The organism is Bacillus sp. C1 (assembly GCF_054570475.1).
This window is the reverse complement of the sequence record NZ_JBTMZT010000002.1, coordinates 295263-315853: the sequence shown is the minus strand read 5'-3', so window position 1 is coordinate 315853 and position 20591 is coordinate 295263. Positions and strand designations below refer to the sequence as shown.

The 20591-nt window shown below is 36.3% G+C and carries 19 protein-coding genes and 2 pseudogenes; 13 read left to right on the top strand and 8 right to left on the bottom strand.

What is annotated here, in order from left to right:
* Positions 1-303 precede the first annotated feature (303 nt).
* Positions 304-1173 (top strand): annotated as a pseudogene (locus ACX5JI_RS08130) (Hsp70 family protein); the annotation flags it as partial.
* Between the two features lie 46 nt (positions 1174-1219).
* Here the strand turns inward: ACX5JI_RS08130 and ACX5JI_RS08125 are convergent.
* The 3 genes from ACX5JI_RS08125 to ACX5JI_RS08115 form a co-directional block, all read right to left on the bottom strand.
* Positions 1220-1588, bottom strand: a complete 369-nt coding sequence (locus tag ACX5JI_RS08125) for a cytosine permease (protein ID WP_459500582.1) — start codon at positions 1586-1588, stop codon at positions 1220-1222.
* A complete protein-coding gene (locus ACX5JI_RS08120) occupies positions 1585-1746 on the bottom strand; it encodes a hypothetical protein (RefSeq protein WP_459500581.1) in 162 nt (53 codons plus the stop codon). The genes ACX5JI_RS08125 and ACX5JI_RS08120 overlap by 4 nt, the downstream gene beginning before the upstream one ends.
* Before the next feature lie 152 nt (positions 1747-1898).
* Positions 1899-3569, bottom strand: coding sequence for a collagen-like repeat preface domain-containing protein (locus ACX5JI_RS08115; RefSeq protein ID WP_459500580.1), 1671 nt, complete (start codon positions 3567-3569; stop codon positions 1899-1901).
* 916 nt (positions 3570-4485) lie between these two features.
* Between ACX5JI_RS08115 and ACX5JI_RS08110 the strand changes: the two genes are divergently transcribed.
* Both ACX5JI_RS08110 and ACX5JI_RS08105 read left to right on the top strand, forming a co-directional pair.
* Positions 4486-4920 carry a hypothetical protein gene (locus tag ACX5JI_RS08110; RefSeq protein WP_459500579.1) on the top strand — a complete coding sequence of 145 codons (435 nt, stop codon included), beginning with the start codon at positions 4486-4488 and terminating at the stop codon, positions 4918-4920.
* Between the two features lie 320 nt (positions 4921-5240).
* Complete coding sequence (locus tag ACX5JI_RS08105; protein WP_459500578.1) at positions 5241-5591, top strand: hypothetical protein; 351 nt, start codon at positions 5241-5243, stop codon at positions 5589-5591.
* A gap of 83 nt (positions 5592-5674) precedes the next feature.
* Here the strand turns inward: ACX5JI_RS08105 and ACX5JI_RS08100 are convergent, their stop codons facing one another.
* Both ACX5JI_RS08100 and ACX5JI_RS08095 read right to left on the bottom strand, forming a co-directional pair.
* Positions 5675-6091: a hypothetical protein gene (locus tag ACX5JI_RS08100; RefSeq protein ID WP_459500577.1), complete on the bottom strand. Its 417-nt coding sequence runs from the start codon at positions 6089-6091 to the stop codon at positions 5675-5677.
* 847 nt (positions 6092-6938) lie between these two features.
* A complete protein-coding gene (locus ACX5JI_RS08095; RefSeq protein WP_459500576.1) occupies positions 6939-7145 on the bottom strand; it encodes a hypothetical protein in 207 nt (68 codons plus the stop codon).
* On the opposite strand from ACX5JI_RS08095, the gene ACX5JI_RS08090 reads away from it, so the two are divergent.
* The 5 genes from ACX5JI_RS08090 (at position 7144) to ACX5JI_RS08070 (ending at position 11187) form a co-directional block, all read left to right on the top strand.
* Entirely contained in the window at positions 7144-7296 is a 153-nt protein-coding gene (locus tag ACX5JI_RS08090; protein ID WP_459500575.1) for a hypothetical protein, read from the top strand. The genes ACX5JI_RS08095 and ACX5JI_RS08090 overlap by 2 nt on opposite strands.
* A 53-nt stretch (positions 7297-7349) precedes the next feature.
* Positions 7350-7661, top strand: a complete 312-nt coding sequence (locus tag ACX5JI_RS08085) for an ArsR/SmtB family transcription factor (RefSeq protein WP_459500574.1) — start codon at positions 7350-7352, stop codon at positions 7659-7661.
* A gap of 433 nt (positions 7662-8094) precedes the next feature.
* Positions 8095-9270 carry an MFS transporter gene (locus tag ACX5JI_RS08080; RefSeq protein WP_459500573.1) on the top strand — a complete coding sequence of 392 codons (1176 nt, stop codon included), beginning with the start codon at positions 8095-8097 and terminating at the stop codon, positions 9268-9270.
* A gap of 388 nt (positions 9271-9658) precedes the next feature.
* The gene (locus ACX5JI_RS08075) at positions 9659-10363 is read left to right on the top strand and encodes an alpha/beta hydrolase (RefSeq protein ID WP_459500572.1); all 705 of its coding nucleotides are present in this window, start codon (positions 9659-9661) and stop codon (positions 10361-10363) included.
* 266 nt (positions 10364-10629) lie between these two features.
* Entirely contained in the window at positions 10630-11187 is a 558-nt protein-coding gene (locus tag ACX5JI_RS08070) for a hypothetical protein (protein ID WP_459500571.1), read from the top strand.
* A 148-nt stretch (positions 11188-11335) separates the two neighbouring features.
* Here ACX5JI_RS08070 and ACX5JI_RS08065 read toward each other — a convergent pair whose 3' ends face one another.
* Positions 11336-12664 (bottom strand): NtaA/DmoA family FMN-dependent monooxygenase, encoded by a 1329-nt coding sequence (locus ACX5JI_RS08065; RefSeq protein ID WP_459500570.1) that lies wholly within the window; start codon positions 12662-12664, stop codon positions 11336-11338.
* 374 nt (positions 12665-13038) lie between these two features.
* Here ACX5JI_RS08065 and ACX5JI_RS08060 point away from each other — a divergent pair, with 374 nt between their 5' ends.
* From ACX5JI_RS08060 to ACX5JI_RS08050, 3 genes are all read left to right on the top strand, one after another.
* Positions 13039-14070 carry a S66 family peptidase gene (locus tag ACX5JI_RS08060; protein ID WP_459500569.1) on the top strand — a complete coding sequence of 344 codons (1032 nt, stop codon included), beginning with the start codon at positions 13039-13041 and terminating at the stop codon, positions 14068-14070.
* 188 nt (positions 14071-14258) lie between these two features.
* Positions 14259-15698: an FAD-binding oxidoreductase gene (locus ACX5JI_RS08055; protein WP_459500568.1), complete on the top strand. Its 1440-nt coding sequence runs from the start codon at positions 14259-14261 to the stop codon at positions 15696-15698.
* Positions 15695-16228: an MFS transporter gene (locus tag ACX5JI_RS08050; protein WP_459500567.1), complete on the top strand. Its 534-nt coding sequence runs from the start codon at positions 15695-15697 to the stop codon at positions 16226-16228. Before ACX5JI_RS08055 ends, ACX5JI_RS08050 begins: the two co-directional genes overlap by 4 nt.
* Before the next feature lie 158 nt (positions 16229-16386).
* On the opposite strand, the pseudogene ACX5JI_RS08045 reads toward ACX5JI_RS08050, so the two are convergent.
* A pseudogene (locus tag ACX5JI_RS08045) lies at positions 16387-17702 on the bottom strand (SH3 domain-containing protein).
* A 440-nt stretch (positions 17703-18142) separates the two neighbouring features.
* Here ACX5JI_RS08045 and ACX5JI_RS08040 point away from each other — a divergent pair.
* Positions 18143-18376: a hypothetical protein gene (locus tag ACX5JI_RS08040; protein ID WP_459501076.1), complete on the top strand. Its 234-nt coding sequence runs from the start codon at positions 18143-18145 to the stop codon at positions 18374-18376.
* A gap of 28 nt (positions 18377-18404) precedes the next feature.
* On the opposite strand, the gene ACX5JI_RS08035 is transcribed toward ACX5JI_RS08040, so the two are convergent.
* A complete protein-coding gene (locus tag ACX5JI_RS08035; RefSeq protein ID WP_459500566.1) occupies positions 18405-19907 on the bottom strand; it encodes a multicopper oxidase family protein in 1503 nt (500 codons plus the stop codon).
* Positions 19908-20180: 273 nt separating this feature from the next.
* Here ACX5JI_RS08035 and ACX5JI_RS08030 point away from each other — a divergent pair, with 273 nt between their 5' ends.
* On the top strand, positions 20181-20549 hold the full coding sequence (locus ACX5JI_RS08030) for a hypothetical protein (RefSeq protein WP_459500565.1): 369 nt from the start codon (positions 20181-20183) through the stop codon (positions 20547-20549).
* The last annotated feature ends 42 nt before the right edge of the window (positions 20550-20591 follow it).

Here is a 20591-nt window from a genome sequence, read left to right as displayed (position 1 = left end):
TCTTCTCTCTTTTTCTAACCGTCTAAAAATCAAACATATAACACCGCCTGCCACTGTAAACAGAATGCCAGGCACTAATAATAAAAGTCCCCCTCCACTCATCCAAATTAATGCTATTCCTAAAATCAAACATATAATTCCAATTATCATCTGACCTCTTTACCACCCTCCACATAAAATTTCCCCATGTTTGTAAAAACATTCTGATGAAATTATACCTCTTTACTTATAACAAACTCAACACTACTAAACTATCTGTTTCTCCCCCTTTTCTTCAAGAAATAAAAACGGGAGGAGATTATTATGGCAACGATTGGAATTGACCTAGGAACAACGAATAGTTTAGTAGCCTATTGGACGGATCATGGTGCAGCCCTTATCCCAAATGCACTTGGCGAATATCTTACACCATCTGTCATTAGCGTTGACGAGAGCGGTGAAGTTTTAGTCGGACGCATCGCCAAAGAACGGCTGATTACCCATCCGCACGTTACAGCATCCACGTTTAAGCGATTTATAGGAACAGAGAAAAAATACGAGTTAGGTATGTATACATTTTCTTCAGAAGAACTTTCATCTTTTATCATTCAATCTTTAAAACAAGATGCAGAAGCTTATTTAAACGAAGCGGTTACTGGTGCTGTCATTCTAATTGGCGGGGCGACAAGGATGCCGCTTATCAAATCCGTCATTTCTAAAATGTTCGGACGCATGCCTCATGCGAATATTAATCCTGATGAAACCGTTGCTTTAGGTGCTGCGATTCAAGTTGCTTTAAAAGAACGAAACAAAGCACTAGAAGAAGTTATCTTAACGGATGTTTGTCCATATACGTTAGGAACTAGTGTTGTTCAAGCATTAGGAAATGGACAACAAGAATCCAGATACTTCTTCCCGATTATTGAACGAAATACAACGATTCCTGTAAGTCAAGTGGAACGACTTTATACTGTTAATGATAGACAACACTCCATACTTGTCGATGTTTATCAAGGAGAAAACCGCTTGGTTAAAAATAACTTAAAACTTGGCGAACTTAAAATTAAAGTCCCTCCTGCTCCTGCTGGACAAGAGGCGATTGACATTCGTTATACATATGACATAAATGGCATTCTTGAAGTCGAGGTAATAAGTACAACGACTGGAGAGAAAAAAAGAGCGATGATCCACCAAGAATATTAATAGAAAATACAAAAAAATAGCATATCTAAGGGGGAAATTATCCATGAAGACACATACAGTTTATATTAGAGAAGCTACTAAAAAAGGGTATTCCGAGGACAATCGAAAACACCCTTGCACCATATTTACCAAATACATACTTTGTAATCATTGCTGTAGAAAGATTCGTAGAAGATCCGACAATTGCACAAATTGTACATAAAACAGAAAGAAGAAGCGATCCGGCACAAACTGATAAAATTGCTTGGTTTAATGGCATTCCATTCGCTAACTCTGCCCCTAACATAACCGCAGATAAATCAACACCAATCGCGACTAATACAGAAAACATCGAAAACCATGATCTTCGCAATTCCTTTGGCACAACCTCTCGCGCAAAGTCTGAAATCACTTTTTCCTCTTTCATATATGAACTCCGCCATCTATATTACATTCATGAGAGGAAATTGCTTTTTCACAATCGTTATAAATTCCATTCCCATACACGCTCCAAGTTTGCTCGATCCGTCGTTTCAATTTGTCTTCCTGATGATGATAATTATCTTGCAACAAATCTTTATACACAGCCTTACACCTTTTGAACAGCTCGTGAAATAATGTAAAAATCCCAATTTCTCGTTATTTAAATTAAGAAATCGGGATTTTTATTTTCCCATGACCTATACATACGTAAGGAGGGGATTTCTGTTTGCGAGGGCTACTAAAATTTACTCTTCTTACATTGCACTACTCGCAAATTTAAATATACGTAACTCAGCTGCTGATCCTTCTTCATTCCCACCTATTGTTCTAATGCCTGAAGCATGAAGAGCTACTAAAGTAACATGAACCGGAACTGTTATTACCTCAAGCAATCTTCCTCCTGACACATTACCACTTATCGCGGCATTTATAGCTCTAGTACCACTAGGCACTCCATCTACATACACATTAAAAGAAGCTACAGAACTACCATCTATTAAATTAGCCAAATAATCTACATAATAAAGACCCGGTTCATGAATTGTTATCTTATCTGTACCATTAAAAGTAAAAGCAGTTCCAACACTCATATCACTCAAAAAGTGGACCGTATCAGTTGGATTCATAGTTTGATTTACACTACGACTAACTTCAATAAAACTAGATGTAGTTGGTGTTGTAGGTCCCGTCGGTCCTCTTTGACCTGTTGCTCCCGTTGGACCCGTTGCTCCTCTTTGACCTGTTGCTCCTGTTGGACCCGTTGCTCCTCTTTGGCCCGTCGCTCCCGTTGGACCGGTTGCTCCTCTTTGACCTGCCACTCCGGTTGGACCCGTTGCTCCTCTTTGGCCTGCCGCTCCCGTTGGACCCGTTGCTCCTCTTTGACCTGCCACTCCGGTTGGACCCGTTGCTCCTCTTTGGCCTGTTGCTCCCGTTGGGCCCGTTGCTCCTCTTTGACCTGTCGCTCCCGTTGGACCCGTTGCTCCTCTTTGACCTGCCACTCCGGTTGGACCCGTCGCTCCTCTTTGACCTGTCGCTCCCGTTGGACCCGTTGCTCCTCTTTGACCTGTCGCTCCCGTTGGACCCGTTGCTCCTCTTTGACCTGCCACTCCGGTTGGACCCGTCGCTCCTCTTTGACCTGTCGCTCCCGTTGGACCCGTTGGACCCGTTGCTCCTCTTTGACCTGCCACTCCGGTTGGACCCGTTGCTCCTCTTTGACCTGTCGCTCCCGTTGGACCCGTTGCTCCTCTTTGACCTGTCGCTCCCATTGGACCCGTTGCTCCTCTTTGACCTGTCGCTCCCGTTGGACCCGTTGCTCCTCTTTGACCTGTCGCTCCCGTTGGACCCGTTGCTCCCGTTGGGCCTGTTACTCCTCTTTGACCTGTCGCTCCCGTTGGGCCTGTTACTCCTCTTTGACCTGTCGCTCCCGTTGCTCCCGTTGGGCCTGTTGCTCCGGTTGGACATTCGATACAGAGGGAACCACATCGAATCAATATAAATTCTAATCGTCTAATTAATTCAATCAAATCTTCTAAACTACAAGAATCAATTTTGGAGGATTTTACAAGATGTAATAAAAGCGAGAGTAGTTCTTCTAATTTGATAAGAATTGCATGACATGGGAATGAAGAGTCTTGCAAAAGTTTCAATAAAGCATGAATAATAAAATGGGAACGTTGTTTTTGTTTGTTTGATAGATTTAAACAATCTAAAAGTCCTTGTAAATCTTTTAACGTATGTTGTAAATTTTTTCTATGTGAAGGAGAGGGTTCTAAAAATAGCTGTTTTATATCTTTTGTTAAGTATTGTAAAACATCCTTGAATTCATCTATTTTATATGCAGAGATTTTTATACAGCGTTCATTTGGTATACAACAATCCTTGTTACCAAAAAATACATTCTTTCGTTGCTTATCTTGATCAAACATATACTCACCTCTTTTATTCTGAACCCGTAAAGGAGATACAAACATTACAAAAATGCCTATTATCTCTTATCATATAAAACACCGCAAAATTCATTTTATATTTATCTATTCAAATTAATTTGTATAAATGTTTTAAAATACACTTAATATTCCTTTCTTTCATAAAACCATAATGCCGCAGTCCATTTCCCCCTTCTTGAAACACCCAAAATGATTCCTTTATGTGCAACCCCCTTAACTTTCAATGTTCTTTATCACTGCCTATGTATATATATGTGCCCAAAGTCAAAGAGGAACTTCTCCCATCCTTTAATTTTTCTAATCAAATCTCTACTATATACATAAAATTATATTTTGCAGATTAAACGGATCACTGAAGAGAGTAATGGCAGGGGATCATTTGCACTTTCTCGATTAACTCTGCCCTTTTCGTAACTTTCCTTTAATCGACCTTAATCATCACATCTTCTGAACCAATTACCAAAAATTCATATGAAAATCTTAAAAATATGTTTATATATAAAGAAAAGACACTCTTATGAGTGCCTTCCTTTGACTTGATAACCACTTTAATTTTAATAATATAGCATTGGACTCCCATCCAATTACCATTTTACCATATTTATCTATATAAAAGATTGAGAAATATCATTTAAACCTATATTTTTTTCATTTTAACCGCGCAGACCTCCTCCGCTAACCGAAGTGATGTAATACAATTTGAAACCAATGCGATTTTTGAAGCACGCTCCCCCTTAAAAACGCCCTCATTAAATAAAAAATCCATTTCAAATCTATTACTATGTACTCAAACACAAGGGAATTTATGATTTTTTACTAGAATTAGACGCTTGTCCAGTTCTTATTTAACCATTTTTCATATTATATGAATGAATATAATGAAGGAGGTGAGTATATGACAAAATGTTACGATCACTATAAACATGATCAATGGAAACATGGAAATTGCTGTCATCACCATCACAAACCTTTGAAACGTAAAGTGTTAAGTACAGGTGTATTAAATACAGTTGTCGGTCAAACTGCTGCACATATTGAATTAAGTAATGTAGATCCAACGCGCACATTTCGAGTAAGAGTTCAAGTTATTAACTGGAATTCAAATTCACCAGTTATATTATTAAATGAAGTAGTTGAACTTGCTCCTAATACACATCGTTTTGTTTCTCAAAATGTTTCTGCATTCCATTATGAAATTAGAATTTTCCATCCTGGATCACCTAATGTTATCGCAAATACGTTTGCTATTAATGCGGCTACTTCCACTCTACCTGGTTTAACATTCAATCAAAAGGAACTTATGGAATTAGATATTCCTTTTCTAGTGTAATTTTAGTATATAGAGAATAAAAGAGAAATTGATTAAGCTAATCTTTGTGATTGGCTTATTTTTATTATATTTCTATAGAAAATCTACTTTTGAAAAAGTGGCTAACCATTTCTGCCAGCCGCTTAAAATAGGTAGTGCTTCCGTTTAATTTTGTTCCATTGAAATCATGATGATCATATATTTGCTATTTCATAGTGCGGCATTTTTTGTTATTGTTTAACTTTATACATCTTATATTTTTACTTAATACATGGAGAGTACATAGGTATTAAAATATTTAAACTGATTTGTTCGTTTACAACAGGAAAGAAGGTATACATATGATAGAAATAATAAATGTATCGTTATACTTCATTTTATTTATCCTCATCGTAGCTATACTATGTTTCATCTTATTAGTATTCATGAAAATTTTCGGAAAAAATACGAATGAACAGCGCCCTATGAAAAAAGAACGGCCAGAGCTTTCTTCAGGAAAAGATACCGCAGAATATAAACATTCAGAAATAACAACAAAAGATGCTGAAGCAGATTGGATGGATGCAGTAATGACAACAGCTTTTGTTGTTACGGCTATGAAAAATGCGAATGAGGATGCAAATATCGATCACACTTCCCATCATCATGATTCTACAAGCCATGATGATGCATTTGATAGCGGAGACTCGTAGGATGAGCTAAGCACAACAAAAAAGAGAGAAGATTTTTCTCTCTTTTTTGATTCTGGATGATGTAATTATTTATACCACTCTTATCATGAATTAAATTTAGAAAGCGCAAATTTAGCTGTAAAATTCATTTTCTTCATGAATGAGGAATTCGCTCCTGCTTGAAATTGTACAGAAATATTACCATCTTTTTGTGCTTTGAATACACGTCCATAAGGCGAATTCGCATTGTATATACCAATTACTTGATTGTCTGCATCAAATACTGTGTAAGAAATTGGGAAACCCGAGTTATTTACAAATACTGTAAGTTCTTCTCCCTTTTTTAGATTAAAAGATTCTTTCTGAGACACTTCGTATGAACTCAAAGAATAATATTTAGTAACCTCTTGCATTTCTAAATCCATAGTTGCTGCGCTAACTTTTGAAACTTCTAATCCTGGTAAATTCATACCCGAAAGTACTGCAACGCCTAATGCTCCTGCTAAAATAGCTTTTTTCATAACCATAACTCCTCCTTTAATACACTTTTGTAAAATTCAGTAAAATAAACCTTACGAAACCATTATAGTTACAACGATAATTATTATCAACAGAAAATGATATGCAATTTTGCATACATGTATCAGAAAGATGTGGATAATGAAGCTAGGAATGGATAATACAATTTTTATGAAAACCTTCTAATGGGAATTTTTTGTTTGAGTATAATTTTTTCATAAAGAAAAGGCACTTAATAAGTGCCTTTCTCTCGTTCACCAATTGTTCTTTTGTAGGGTTTCGACATGATGAATGAAAAAGTATAGAGCAGATCTATAAAATACTAACATAGTATCGGTTGCTGTTTTAATGCAATTTTACATATAGAACCTCATAAGTGTCTATCGAATCATAGTTTATTCTCTCTAAATCATGCTTTAGCTTGTTTTTCCTAACCTTCTTTTTACTAAATTCAAAAAATCGGTCACCTTTACATATATTACCGCATTCTTTTTGCGATAAACTTATAAATCGAGTTTTTATATTCCTCAAAATGCTTTAGCTTACGACATCCGTATTTTGTTGTTACGCTCTCTTTTAATAAAATCATCGAAGCAGAAAGCGTTTGTTATTTTTATAAAATGAATCCCCTCTCCACCCCCTCCTGCTTTGCCTTACTTCCTCCTAAACCTTAAAGCAGTTGGCTTAAGATCCAGAAATAAAAAAATAAAAGTTAGACTAGTGAACAAGCACATTTCTTAAAGAAACATAAAATATGATGAGTTCCATTATGAAGAGGAGGGGAGATTTTTTATGGGATGTAATCGACATTTCACACACTCTCGAGGTTGTAATAGACATTGGGATGATTTAGTGTTTTGCAACCGTAAATGCAGACATTTTGGTTGGGGTTGTAGACATCAATGCGATCATCATGATTGGGATCGCGACTGGTGTGACAATCACGATTGGGATAATAATCACAATTGTGGTGGCCATCACCATGGAGGCGGCCATCACCATGGAGGCGGCCATCACCATGGGGGCAACAATCACCATGGAGGCAACAATCACCATGGGAATCGCAGACACCATTGTAAGTGCAGACATCATTGTAAATGTAGACACCATTGCAAGTGCAGAAACCATTGCAAGTGCAGACGCGGTTGGTAAACTTTCACAAACGAGCGCTTTAAAAAGTGCTCGTTTTTCATTTTGCATATACTAGTATTTTTAACATCACCTATTTACAAATCTATAAAAGTAGATATAATTGTTATTATGGAACCTTCATTAATTTATAAAGCATTATCAAATGATACAAGACGTCAAATTTTATTGTGGCTTAAAAATCCAGAGCAATATTTTGACGAAAAACCTTATTTAGAACAAGGCATTAGTTTTCAAGTTGGCGTATGTGTAGGCGATATCCAACTGAAAACTGGCTTAGCCCAATCCGTCATTTCTAGTTACCTATTAACAATGAAAAAAGCAGGATTGTTAGAATCCGAACGAATTGGGAAATGGACGTATTATCGCCGCAATGAAAAAACAGTACAAGAATTTTCTGCGTATGTCCAAAACGAGTTATAAAGTGACGCTGTAATTAGTGAGGGGCCTCTTCAGCCCTTCCGATTATGGTCCTTCACAAATTCTGCTTTTACAGGCGACCATCTTAGCAAATTTTCACGCAAGATCCTTACCGCCTGTTCATGCAAGACAAATGGAAAGGAGGATTTTTTCATCAAAACATATCTACTTATACAGATATCTGTTATTTTATATTGTTAAATTCCTTACATAAAGTGAAAATTTAATCAGCCCTCATCAACCGGGCTTTTTCGGGCACCTAACCTAACTTTCTTACCTTCGCTGAACCTTGAAGTGGGAGTCTTACTGCCCGCAAATAGCGGGATAAACAATAGAATGATGACATTTTCATTCCTATCATCAATGCTTACCTATTTTTTCATTAATGAACTGGAACCTATTTTCAAAATTAATATACGAATGGAGATTTTTACAAATGAAAAAAGTAAACCCTCTACTCATTATAACGCTGGCTGTCGGTGTCTTTGGAATTATTACAACAGAGATGAGTATTGTCGGTGTCTTACCCCAAATGACTCAAAAATTTGGAATTTCAACTTCACAAGCTGGATTGTTAGTGAGCATATTCGCTCTAGTTGTTGCGATTTCTGGACCGTTTTTAATCCTGCTCGTATCTGGGGTGAATCGTAAAACAATTTTATTAACATCCATCTTTGTGTTTGCCCTTGCTAATATGATTTACGCCTATACAACACAATTTGAAGTTATGCTTATTTTTCGCATTCTACCAGCAGCACTTCATCCACTCTTCTTTTCAATCGCTCTTGTAACTGCAGCGAAACTTGTCCCCCCTGAAAAAAGCGGTCAGGCAGTTACAAAAGTCTTTATGGGGATTACTGTTGGTTTCGCTTTAGGTGTACCGCTCACTTCTTACCTGGCAGAACAAATTTCATTAGAAGTCGCTTTCTTATTTGGGGCTTTTATAAATGCCCTTGCCTTTATCGGAATATTAACATTTCTCCCTTCTATGCCGGTTACAGAAAGAATGTCTTTCGGCAAGCAAATTCGTATATTGCGTAAGCCTGCCTTATGGTTCAATATTGCTACTGTTGTCTTTCTTTTTGCAGCCATGTTTTCCGTATATAGTTACTTTGCCGAGTACCTTGCAAAAGTAACAAACATGAATGGCTCTCTCATTAGTATCATGCTATTCATATTTGGCGTCATTATGATTGTAGGAAATCATGTATTTGGAGCTCTTTTGCAAAAAAGTCTAGTATATACCGTTGTATTGTTTCCGATTTTATATGCCGTCGTGTATGGATTGGTTTATTATGTAGGACCTTATCTTATTCCGATGATGTTCATGGTATTCATTTGGGGACTCGTACATTCCGGAGGATTAATTGTTGGGCAAACATGGTTAATGAGTGAGGCAAAAGAAGCTCCTGAATTCGGTAATAGCCTATTCGTTTCATTCTCAAACCTTGGAATCACATTAGGAACCTCTATCGGCGGCTGGTTCATTTCTCAATTAGGCATTCATCAACTCATTTGGAGTGGATTCCTATTTACACTGCTTTCGTTTTTGTTAATTATTATAAAACTAAAATTTTTTAGTTCTAGTAATCTAGCATCTGTATCCAGCTGAAAACACTTTATTTCATATGCTCACTAAACAAGCTTATTTTATAGTTATTAATCAGTAAAAAATACCAAATTTGTGCAGAGATAATAAAGTTGTTTAATTTACAATAAAGTCATTTAAAAAATAATATAGTTGTTTAAAAATCCTTCTTCGACTAACAGTGCAGGTTAGCTCAATAAGGAATCAAAATAAGAGAACTTGTAAGCTTCTGAAGAGGTGGACGAAAGAAAGGTTTAAAATATAAAGTAGACTATGTTATACAGATATAGAGAGATATTATAATTAATTTGTGGTAAGTTATGAATAGTTTGATTTATTTAAACTAAGTAGAAGAATATAAAATGTATGTGATTTTTTGCAAATCCCATACGTCCTATTCTATGGAGGAATTATGCTTAAAGACAATTTTAAAATTAGTAATATTCCCGCGGTTTTATGGGGAGAAAAGAGTGAAAAAATTTTTATTGCAGTACATGGAAATATGTCAAATAAAGAAGATGCAGTGATTCAAATATTAGCTGAAGAAGCCAATCAAAAAGGTTATCAAGTATTAAGCTTTGATTTACCTGAGCATGGGGAAAGAAAAAATGATCATACTCCTTGTAAAGTACAGTTTTGTGTTAGTGAATTATCTATAATTATGAATTACGCAAAAGAACATTGGAAAGAAGTAAGCGTGTTTGCATGTAGTATGGGAGCTTATTTTAGCCTTTTAGCTTATCAAAACGATGTGCTAAAAAAGGCATTATTTTTATCACCGGTATTTAATATGGAACGAATTATCGAAAATATGATGAAATGGTTTAATGTAACACCAGAGCTTTTGCAAAAAGAAATGACTATAGAAACACCTATTGGTCAAAAGTTATATTGGGATTATTTATGCTATGTAAAAGAACATCCTATTAATACATGGAATACAGATACATATATTATGTATGGAGCCAAGGATGAACTGTGCGAATTTGAAACTATTAACTATTTTACAAAAAAACACAGTTGTGAATTAGAAGTCATGGAAGCAGGTGAACATTACTTTCATACTGAAGAACAGTTGAAAGTATTTGAGCAGTGGTTACACAAGCACATCGATTAACAAATTACAATTTATCTAAGTGATTTAGTGAAGAACCTGTTAGAGAAGAATTGTGAATATATAAACTGATATTATATTTGAGAGGAATTATAAATGTGGATTTATTCACTTAAACAAACAGGTGCTTTAGTTCAATAAGAATTAAACAACTTTATTATCGGTTTACAAAATTCATTTTCTTAAGGGAACTACTTTTAAGCAAATCTTAATTTTTAGTATTATAATAAAGAAAGTATTAACAGAAAATATAGATAAAGGAGGGCCATATGGATTATATGAAGGATAATTTAATCCCCCTTTTAGAAGACTTGAAAAAGGAACCTACGAAAGAAACTGTAACCCACATTTTAAAAGAATTTGGCGTGGAGTCCCCTGAATATTGGGCGGAAGATGAGATAGAAGGAAAAGAAGCTGTTCTTGCTAGCTTTCGTTTTTTAAGACCGCTACAAGAGGCATTAGATACGTATTTATATAACAGCGAAGACTGGGTTCAGCGCTCGATTGAACGCACTAATGAACAAGCAACTCCCGATGCAGACGATTTGATTTTAAAAGAAATGGTGCAAGCAGGGATTCCACCTGAAAAAATCGGTTTGTTTGCGTACTGGATAGCTAGGTCAGCTATGAACGCCGTTCTCCATCGTCTATCTGATGCAGGCGGTGGAGATTATGATTTGCCAAACGAAGGCGAAGACTTACCATCTTGGAGACTTGCAGAATATACAGCACAGCGTGAAAATTCAATGCATGTAAAACGTACAGGACGACTTTTACTTGAATTACATAACATTTTCCCATTTCATAATCCAGGTGAAAAAAATTGACTTAAACAAAAAGCTCGCCAAAAAGGCGAGCTTTGCTATTTATCTTTATTGACACTCACAATCGCTTATATAAAACGTCCATACTATGATAAACTCTACCATTCTATTCCTTCTCTAAATGCTTTTGTAGTTTTTCTAAAAATTGAGCTTAAACTTCAAGACATTCACTTTTTGGAATTCCTAAATGCTCACGTAAAGTAGAACCTGTATAGTCTTTTCGGAATAAACCAGCTTTCACAAATAAAGGGATTACATCACTTAAGAAAAGATCTAACGATTTAGAAGGTCCACCTGGAATCGCGATAAAACCGTCTATTGCACCCGCTTCAACTCTTTCCATAATTTGCTGAAAGACTTCTTCCGGTGTTCCAATCGCGACCCAATGCGCAGCACCGACCACTTCTGGTCTTTCAAGTAATTGTTCAACAGTTGGTTCATGTTGGATAATAAATCGTCTTAATAAATTTGCATGTGTTTTACTACGTACAGGTTGATTCACATCCGGCAAAATATTTGCGGTTACTCTCTCATTTAATGAAAGTTCTCTCAGATTCAACCCAAGAATTGTTTCAACCGAATTGTATCTCCACTCTAACGTAAGATGCCCGTGAGCTTTCCTATGCCTTTCTTTCGCTTCTTCATGCGTATCGCCTATAAAGAAATATAAACCAGGTAATACGCGAATTGCATCGGGCCCACGGCCATTTTGCGTCGCTCGTTCTCTTAAATCTCTACGCAGTTCAACCCCTATTTCTACATCTGGCATCGCAGCGAAAATCCCATTCGCAATAGAAGCCGCAAAGTTACGCCCAGACTCTGAAGCTCCCGCTTGAAATAAAGGCATCTCCCCTGACGGATGGGCAGGAATGTTAAGTGCCCCTTTTACACGAAAGAATTCCCCTTCATGCTCAATCGGCTTTACCATTTCTTTAATAACTGCCGCTATTTCTTCATTTTCTGCTTGCAAAACTTCATATGGATAACTTCTCCAAAGCTTCCTCACCACTTCTGTACATTCCGCCGCCTTAGCATAACGCTCTTCAGAAGGTGGCATCCCTCTATTTCCAAAGTTTTCAGCACCATCCACCGACGTCACAACGTTCCACCCTGCTCGTCCATTGCTAATCCAATGTAAAGATTGCAATTGCCTTGCTAATATATATGGCGGATTGAATGATGTAGAAGCAGTCGTAACCAATCCAATTTTTTGCGTTTCACGCGCAATCGCTGTAAACAGTAGTGTTGGGTCTACAACTACAGTGTCCCTAGTACGTGCAATCATATCAGGATGTGCAAATAAATAATCTGCTTTAAAAACAAAATCTAATTTCGCTTTCTCTGCCCTTTGTGCCAATTTAATCTGTTCATCCATTGCCCTATAAATTTTATCCATAGCTGTTTCTATTTGTGGATCTTGCTTATTTCTTTTACCTGGAATCAAACATAATCCAATACAAAGTGGTTTTTCTCTAGACATATGTACCCACCTTTCTTTAACGTATCTTGCCATCTCTAAAATATTTTTCTATCTTTGCAAAAATTAGCATTGTTGTTAATCTTATTGGTACTGATAATCATTATCATTATATTTTTAGTTACTGATAAAAGCAAGGATACACTTTACTTATTTTGGAATCCGCCATCTTGTACACAATATTTAATAGGTTTAATTTTTTAAAGTTTCTTTCTGCTTTCAATCATAGACGATGTCGCAACTAAAAATATTTCATCCACTTTCTCCTTTTCCTACTAGCAGGGAATTTTTTTGTTATGTAGAAAAAAGTCATATGTTATGTGTTTCAGCTATACAAATTGTATAGTAAATCAAATGATATAAAGGCGGGAGTTCATGTGTTAAGAAAACCGAAAAGATTACAACCTGGCGATCGCGTCGCAACCATTAGTCCTTCTTGGGGAGGCGCAGGTGATCCGGAACTTAGGTGGCGTTATGAACAAGGCGTAAAAAGATTAGAAGAAGTGTTTGGGCTTATTGTTGTACCTATGCCCAATAGTTTGAAAGGTTCAGAGTATACTTATGAAAATCCACAAGCCCGTGCGCTAGATATAATGACAGCCTTTCAAGACAAAAGCATGAAAGGGATTTTTGCCAATATTGGCGGAGAAGATAGTATCCGTCTCCTTCCTTATATTGATTTTGCTGTCATACGTGAAAATCCAAAAGTTTTTATGGGCTACTCTGATGTGACCATTCCCCATTTATTTTGTCATAAAGCAGGTCTTTCTTCTTTTTACGGTCCAGCCATTTTAACCGATTTTGCTGAAAATATTGAAATGCACCCATACACACTTGAAATGGTGAATCGAACGCTTTTTTCAAATGAGCTGATTGGCGAAATTGAGCCAGCTTCAGAATGGACGAGTGAGCGTTTAGAATGGATTGAATCAAATAAACATACACGTCGCATCATGCAGCAAAATACTGGTTACGAACTTCTTCAAGGCTCAGGCACTGGAAAAGGCCGTTTGATTGGAGGTTGTATAGAAGTGCTAGAATTCGCAAAAGGAACAGCACTTTGGCCAGAGAAAAAACATTGGGAAAACAGTATTCTATTCTTTGAAACATCTGAAGACAAACCAGATCCGAATTATATAAGATACTGGTTACGAAACTATGTGGCGCAAGGCATTTTACAAAACACAAATGGCATCATTTTCGGTAAACCAAAAGACGAAACGTATTATGAAGAATATAAACGTGAAATTTTAACGGTTATGAAAGAATATCATTTAGAAGAATTGCCAATTCTTTATAATTTAAATTTCGGTCATACTGAACCTAAGTTTATTTTACCTTATGGCGCTATGGCAGAAATTGATTGTGAAAGGAAGACATTTTCTATTTTAGAGAGTGGTGTGCAATAATGTAAAATAAAGGGGACACTCCTCCCCTGCTAATAGCTTTCAAGATATACGCGTTATCACAGAGGATATTTCTCATCTGGTACGCGCTTTTTTTATTTATATAATGTTCCTTCCTTATTATAAACAGCTATAATATAAATCTCGGATATACATTAAATTCTTTATATGATAACTAAAAAGGAGCGTGTATGTTGAAAAAACGAACAATTATGATAGGTGTTACTGTATACGCCTTATTATTTACATCATCTGTATATACATATACAAAACAGGTAACCAATCCTACTATTAGCGATGTTGGTAGATTACTTCCTACAAAGATTAAGCGCGTTGAAAATGTGGAGGATAAGCAAACATTAACAAAGCTAGTTACAGATGCAAATGCTTCAGGTGAGAAGATTTCAATTGCTGGCATGCAGCATAGTCAAGGCGGACAAACCTATTATCCAAATGGTACAGTGCTAGATATGAAAGGATATAACAAAATATTAGAGTTTGATCCAGAGAAGAAAAGAATTCGAGTGCAAAGCGGCGCGACATGGGACGATATCCAAAGGAAAGTAAATCCATATGGTCTTGCTGTTCAAGTGATGCAGTCTCAAAATATTTTTACAGTTGGCGGTTCGTTAAGTGTAAATGTACATGGACGTGATATTCGGCATGAAGCACTCATTGATACAGTAGAATCATTTCGATTGATAACAGCAGATGGTACGGTTAAAAATGTAAGCAGAGAAGAAAATGCTGATTTGTTTCCTTATGTTATTGGAGGTTACGGATTATTCGGCGTGATCTTAGATGTGACACTTCAGTTAACAGATGACGAACTATATGAAATAAAGACGAGAACGCTAGATTATAAGGAGTATACAGCTTATTTTAAAGAAAAGGTGAAAACGGACGAGAATGTTCGTATGCACTTAGCGCGTATTTCTGTCGCTCCAAACTCATTTTTAAAAGAAATGTATGTAACAGATTATGTTTTAGCAGAGAACCAAAATAAACGGGAAGAATACAGCAAACTCAAGGAAGAAAATATTATTGCTGCGCCGAAGTTTTTCCTTGGATTATCAAGGTATAGTGACTGGGGCAAGAATACGTTTTGGGATATACAAAGGAACTACATGGAACGCATACATGGAACATATGAAACGCGAAATAATGTAATGCGATCAGATAGTACTTTTATGGAATACGAAAATCCAAATAAAACAGAAGTTTTACAAGAATACTTTGTACCTATCAATCACTTTACAGCGTATATAGATGATTTGCGAAGTGTATTAACGAAAGAAGAATTAAACCTTCTTAACATTACGATCCGTTATGTAGAAAAAAATGAAAATGCGGTTTTATCCTACGCAAAGGATGATATGTTTGCCCTTGTGCTTCTTATTAATCAAGGACGTTCGGAGAGTGAAATAAAGAGAACGAAAGCAGTGTTAGGAAAGATGATAAATGTTACTTTAAAGCATGGTGGAAGTTATTATTTACCGTATTATTCTTATCCGACAAAGCAGCAGCTTAAAAAGGCATATCCTCGTATAGAAGAATTTCTTCAAAAAAAGAAGGAAATTGATTCAGGGGAACGATTTGTGAATTTATTTTATAAGGAGTACAGTAAATGACATATAGAAGATTTGTAACTTCGCAAAGTATAATTATGATGGCCGGTAGTATGGTATTCCCCTTTTACATACTATTGCTTCGAAATGTTGGAGATAGTTTCTCCCAATTCGGCTGGGCATATGGCTTATTTGCGTTAACTTCGGCTTTAGTGTATCCACTAGTTGGAAAGATATCTGACAGAGTTGGAGATAAAAAGTTATTACTTGTATACGCTTGGTCTATGGCGATATTAATGCTTTTCTTTCCAATTGCTACAGAAGTTTGGCACGTTTATATTCTGCAAATTATAATGGGCTGCTTAGGTGCTGTGCAACGTAACACAGAAAAAACATCGCTTGCACGACAAGTAGCAAGTAAAGAAGCAGGCTATGAAATAGGAAAATACCACGTATGGACTTCAATTGGCGGAGCAGTAGCTGTTATTGCAACAGGGTATCTAGTAGATTTCTTAACGATTGGTACCATTTTTTATATTGCTTCTGCTTTATATGTGGTGAGTGGTATTGTAATAGGAAGACAAAAAGGATAGATAGTGGTAGAACATTCTACTGCATCTATCCTTTTTCTTTTGATGAATTGTACGACACCTAACCCACAAAGCGTTTCAAGAGGAACTGTCGTACTTAGACATAAAAAAAGAAGCCAGCCTCATGAAAGAGAACTAGCTTCTTTATCATAAACAATAGATTAATTTAAAATTTTCACTTTAACCGTTTTACGTCCCCAATTACTAGATTCAGCTTTTGAACCAACTAGAACGTCAATACGATTACCTTTAATTGCACCACCAGTATCACCAGCAATTGCTTCTCCGTAACCTTGTACCCATACTTTTGATCCTAATGGAATTACTTTCGGATCAACTGCAATTAGTTTCATGTTTGGATTTGCTGTTAAATCATGACCCATTGCACTTAATACACGACCACCGTATGCGCCGTTTTCACTTGGGTCCGCAGTATATGCTGTTGCTACAACTGTTAACTCACGAGCACCAGATGATTCGTTTGTTTCAGTTGACTTCACATTAGATTGTTGTGCTTCTGTTTTTTGAGCTTTCGCAGCTTCTTGTGCTTTCGCTGCTTCTTTCGCTCTCGCTACTTCTTTCGCTCTCGCTACTTCTTTCGCTTTTGCTGCTTCTTGTGCTTTCGCTACTTCTTGCGCTTTCTCTGCTTCTTGCGCTTTCGCTACTTCTTGTGCTTTCGCTACTTCTTGCGCTTTCTCTGCTTCTTGCGCTTTTGCTACTTCTTGTGCTTTCGCTACTTCTTTCGCTTTTGCTACTTCTTGTGCTTTCTCTGCTTCTTGTACTTTTGCTGCTTCTTGTACTTTTGCTGCTTCTTTCGCTTTCTCTGCTTCTTGTGCTTTTGCTGCTTCTTGCACTTTTGCTACTTCTGGAGTTTTCACTACTTCTTGCACTTTTGTTGCTTCTTGTACTTTTGCTACTTCTTTCGCTTTTGTTACTTTTTCAACCTTAGCTACCTCTTGCGTTTTAACAGGTGCTGTACTTGTTAAGAAAGGAACATGTACATAAGCCGTTTTTCCGTTGTATTCAAATTGTAACCAATCATTTTGTACTTGATGTGTTGTTTCGATTACATCGTCTTTTTTCAACTTACCAAGAATCTCTGAGTCTGTGTTTGCTTCAGCACGTACATTTAATACGTTTGCTGTTACATAATAGATATCCTTTGTAAAGTCCGCGCTTACGAACGCCTCTTTACCATTTAAATTGATTTTTGACCATCCGTTTTCTGTATGTATAACATTTAATTTATATCCATCTAGTAATTTACCGACAATGTTTGATTTCGTAGTTGAGTCTTCTCTTACATTTAATACATCAGTTGTTACGACAGTTTCTGCATTAGCTGATGTTGTGAAAATCCCAAGACCAAAAACCGCTGCTGTTGCTACACCAATTATCTTTTTCATAATAGCCTCCATTGCATTTGTTTTCGCATCCTCATTATAACAATCATTTTTTTGAGATATGGGTAAATCATAGAATTACAAACGATTCGTAATATGACATTAACACTTTGTAACAATAATAGAAGCAACAGAAAGATGCTTTCAATCCCCTGTATGCAGGAGGCTTATTGACTTTCATCATTATAATTAGCCATTAGTTCGTTACAGAATCATAGAATATATTTCATTTACATTTCATTTTAGTTAATACAACGTTGCTAAAAGTGGTGGTTTTACCACAAAACCACCAATATAGTTATATAATAATAATATTTTCTGTATGTAAAATTACAAAAATATGATTAATATGAATAGGAAACTCGTACAATTGTTACAAGAAGTAAATATTCAGAGGAAATATTTACCGTTCACCTTCAAGTTTTCTAGTCACTCGCTAAATAAGTAAACGCGTTAAAAATCTATCACACATTCAATTTATATCTTCTATTAATAGAAGATATAAATTGAATGTATGCGAAGTGATACTTATTATGGATTACGATTATTTAACAAAGCGGCTGAAGTAGATAATGACTATTTAAAAGGGTGTTACCTCATTATGAGATTTAAAAACGAAAAAGAGCTAAATGAGGCCTTTGAAGCAGCTCAGGCAACTTTAGAAATGGAAAGAGTGATTAAAGCAAAGTTAAGCGGGAAGATAACACAGGAACAACTTATTTCTTCAGCCGATTTTAAAGGTTATTGAAAGTCCGTTTCCTAATGAATTTTATCCATCATTTTAATTTGTGTCTATTTGGATTGGAAGGTATGATTTTTAACGGTCTCATCATGTCATGGTCTTCATGCTCTAAACGATGACAGTGCCATACATAGTCTCCAGAAAATGGCTCAAACTTCATTATGATTCGAACGGTTTGTTCCCCCTCTACTAGAACGGTATCTTTTAAACCGAAATCAGCTGGGAGCGGGTCTAACAATCTTCCGTTCTGGTCGCGACGATTAAGGACACGAAAATTAACAAGATGTATATGAATAGGATGAATTCCAACGGTTAAATTCACTAACTCCCATATTTCGACAGAATTAAGTAATGGTGTTTCTGTCACTGGATCGTTCCATTCTTTATCATCTAATAAAAGCATAGGACGCCCAAATTCATCTTCTGAGTCACTTAATGTTAAACGTCTCACTTTTCTTACTTTAACTTTTTCTAATGGAATAAAGTCAATGTTGCTTAAAAGACATGGAATTTTGCTTTTATCAGGGCAAGATAAAGGCTTAGTTACTTGGAATTCCATTACCTCGCCAGTTGGACTTTCTAAGTCACTTCCATTTTGTAATACTACTTTCTTCCCCTCTAAACCTGAGAAATCAACAATGATGTCAATACGTTCAGAAGGTGAAACATCCAAACTTCGTACTCTAATTGGTCGTTTAAGAAGCCCCCCATCAGTTCCGATTAAAAAGAAGGAACTAAGGTTGCTCAATTGGAACTTATATGTTCGAGTATTGGAAGCATTTAATAAACGAAATCTGTATTTGCGGGGCTCCACTTTTAAAAATGGCCATACTTTCCCGTTAACTGTAATTGTATTCCCTAAAAACGAAGGAACAATAGAAGGGAATGGTAAATCCGGGGATGGATTGTCTGGTTGAGCGGGGTAAAAGAGAGACCCGTCTGGATTAAAGGATCTATCTTGCACAATAAGCGGTATCTCATATTTACCCTTCGGAAGCCGAAATGAGCTTTCTTCCTTATCGCGAATCAAGTAAAGGCCGGCAAGACCTGCATACACATTTAGACGAGTAATCCCAAGTGCATGGTCATGATACCAAAGAGCTGTCGCTCGTTCTTGATTCGTATAATGATAAATCTCTTTCACGAATCTAGGACCGGTTTGTTGAAAGTTTCTCGTAAACCATGCTTCAGGATGACCATCACTATCTGGTTCGCTTGGACTTCCGTGTAGATGGACAACGGTCCGTACCTCTGGATTATCATGGGCTCCATGAACGGTTTTATCGACTGGTAAAAAATGCTTTCTAGGTAAATCGTTTGTCCATCTCACATATACAGGATGATCTTTTTTAACATCGAACGTTGGACCAGGTACTGCCCCGTTATACCCCCATACCTTTGTTTTAGGTAAATCTCTATGAAACTTGTGTAGTGTTTCAACCATGCAGACATCATAAAGCGGCTTTCCTTGATATGTTCCTTTTGGTTTGATTATGGAGGGAATCAGAAGAGAATCAACAAATTTTTTTAATTCCAAACTTTGTTATCTCCTTTCATTTAATAGAGTATAGTATATTTTATTACATAAATATTTTTTTGTTTGTATACTTGTCTAACAAACAAATAGATGTATATCTTTTACACCTATCCAAACTGTCTGGAAAAATCAAGATTATTTTAGGCGCGGAACTCACTTGGCTATTTTTAACCATCCTCCATAAACCACCCAAACCCATCTACTATACCTTTATGCCTGGTATCCCTTAAGTCAATTACCCGTAATGAACTGTTCTTATCATCTGATCAATATATGAAACTTGTTAAAGGTCAAGAAGGAACAATTCACTTCAAAAAGATCAGTGACAATGTATATGAAATTCAAACGAGTTCTTCAATCAAACTATTAAACAAAGTTCAAATTGACTTTGCTAGCAATACAGTAAAAACAGAGTTTGGTACACTAAATTATGATGATAAAATCCCAGCTGACGGTGGTCAAAAAATAATTGGCAGATGGAATGGTGAACAGTGGCGACTAACCACCGATAACATAAATGTAAAGTATGCAATTGGTCAGCTGGAAGACTCTACGAAAACCATTATTTACATAACAGCAAAAAGGCTATTAAATGGTCAACCAATCACTCAAGAGCAAGTAATTGAATTTAAAGCACAATAATTTATAAGACAAAAAGGATAGATGGTAGTAAAACATACTACT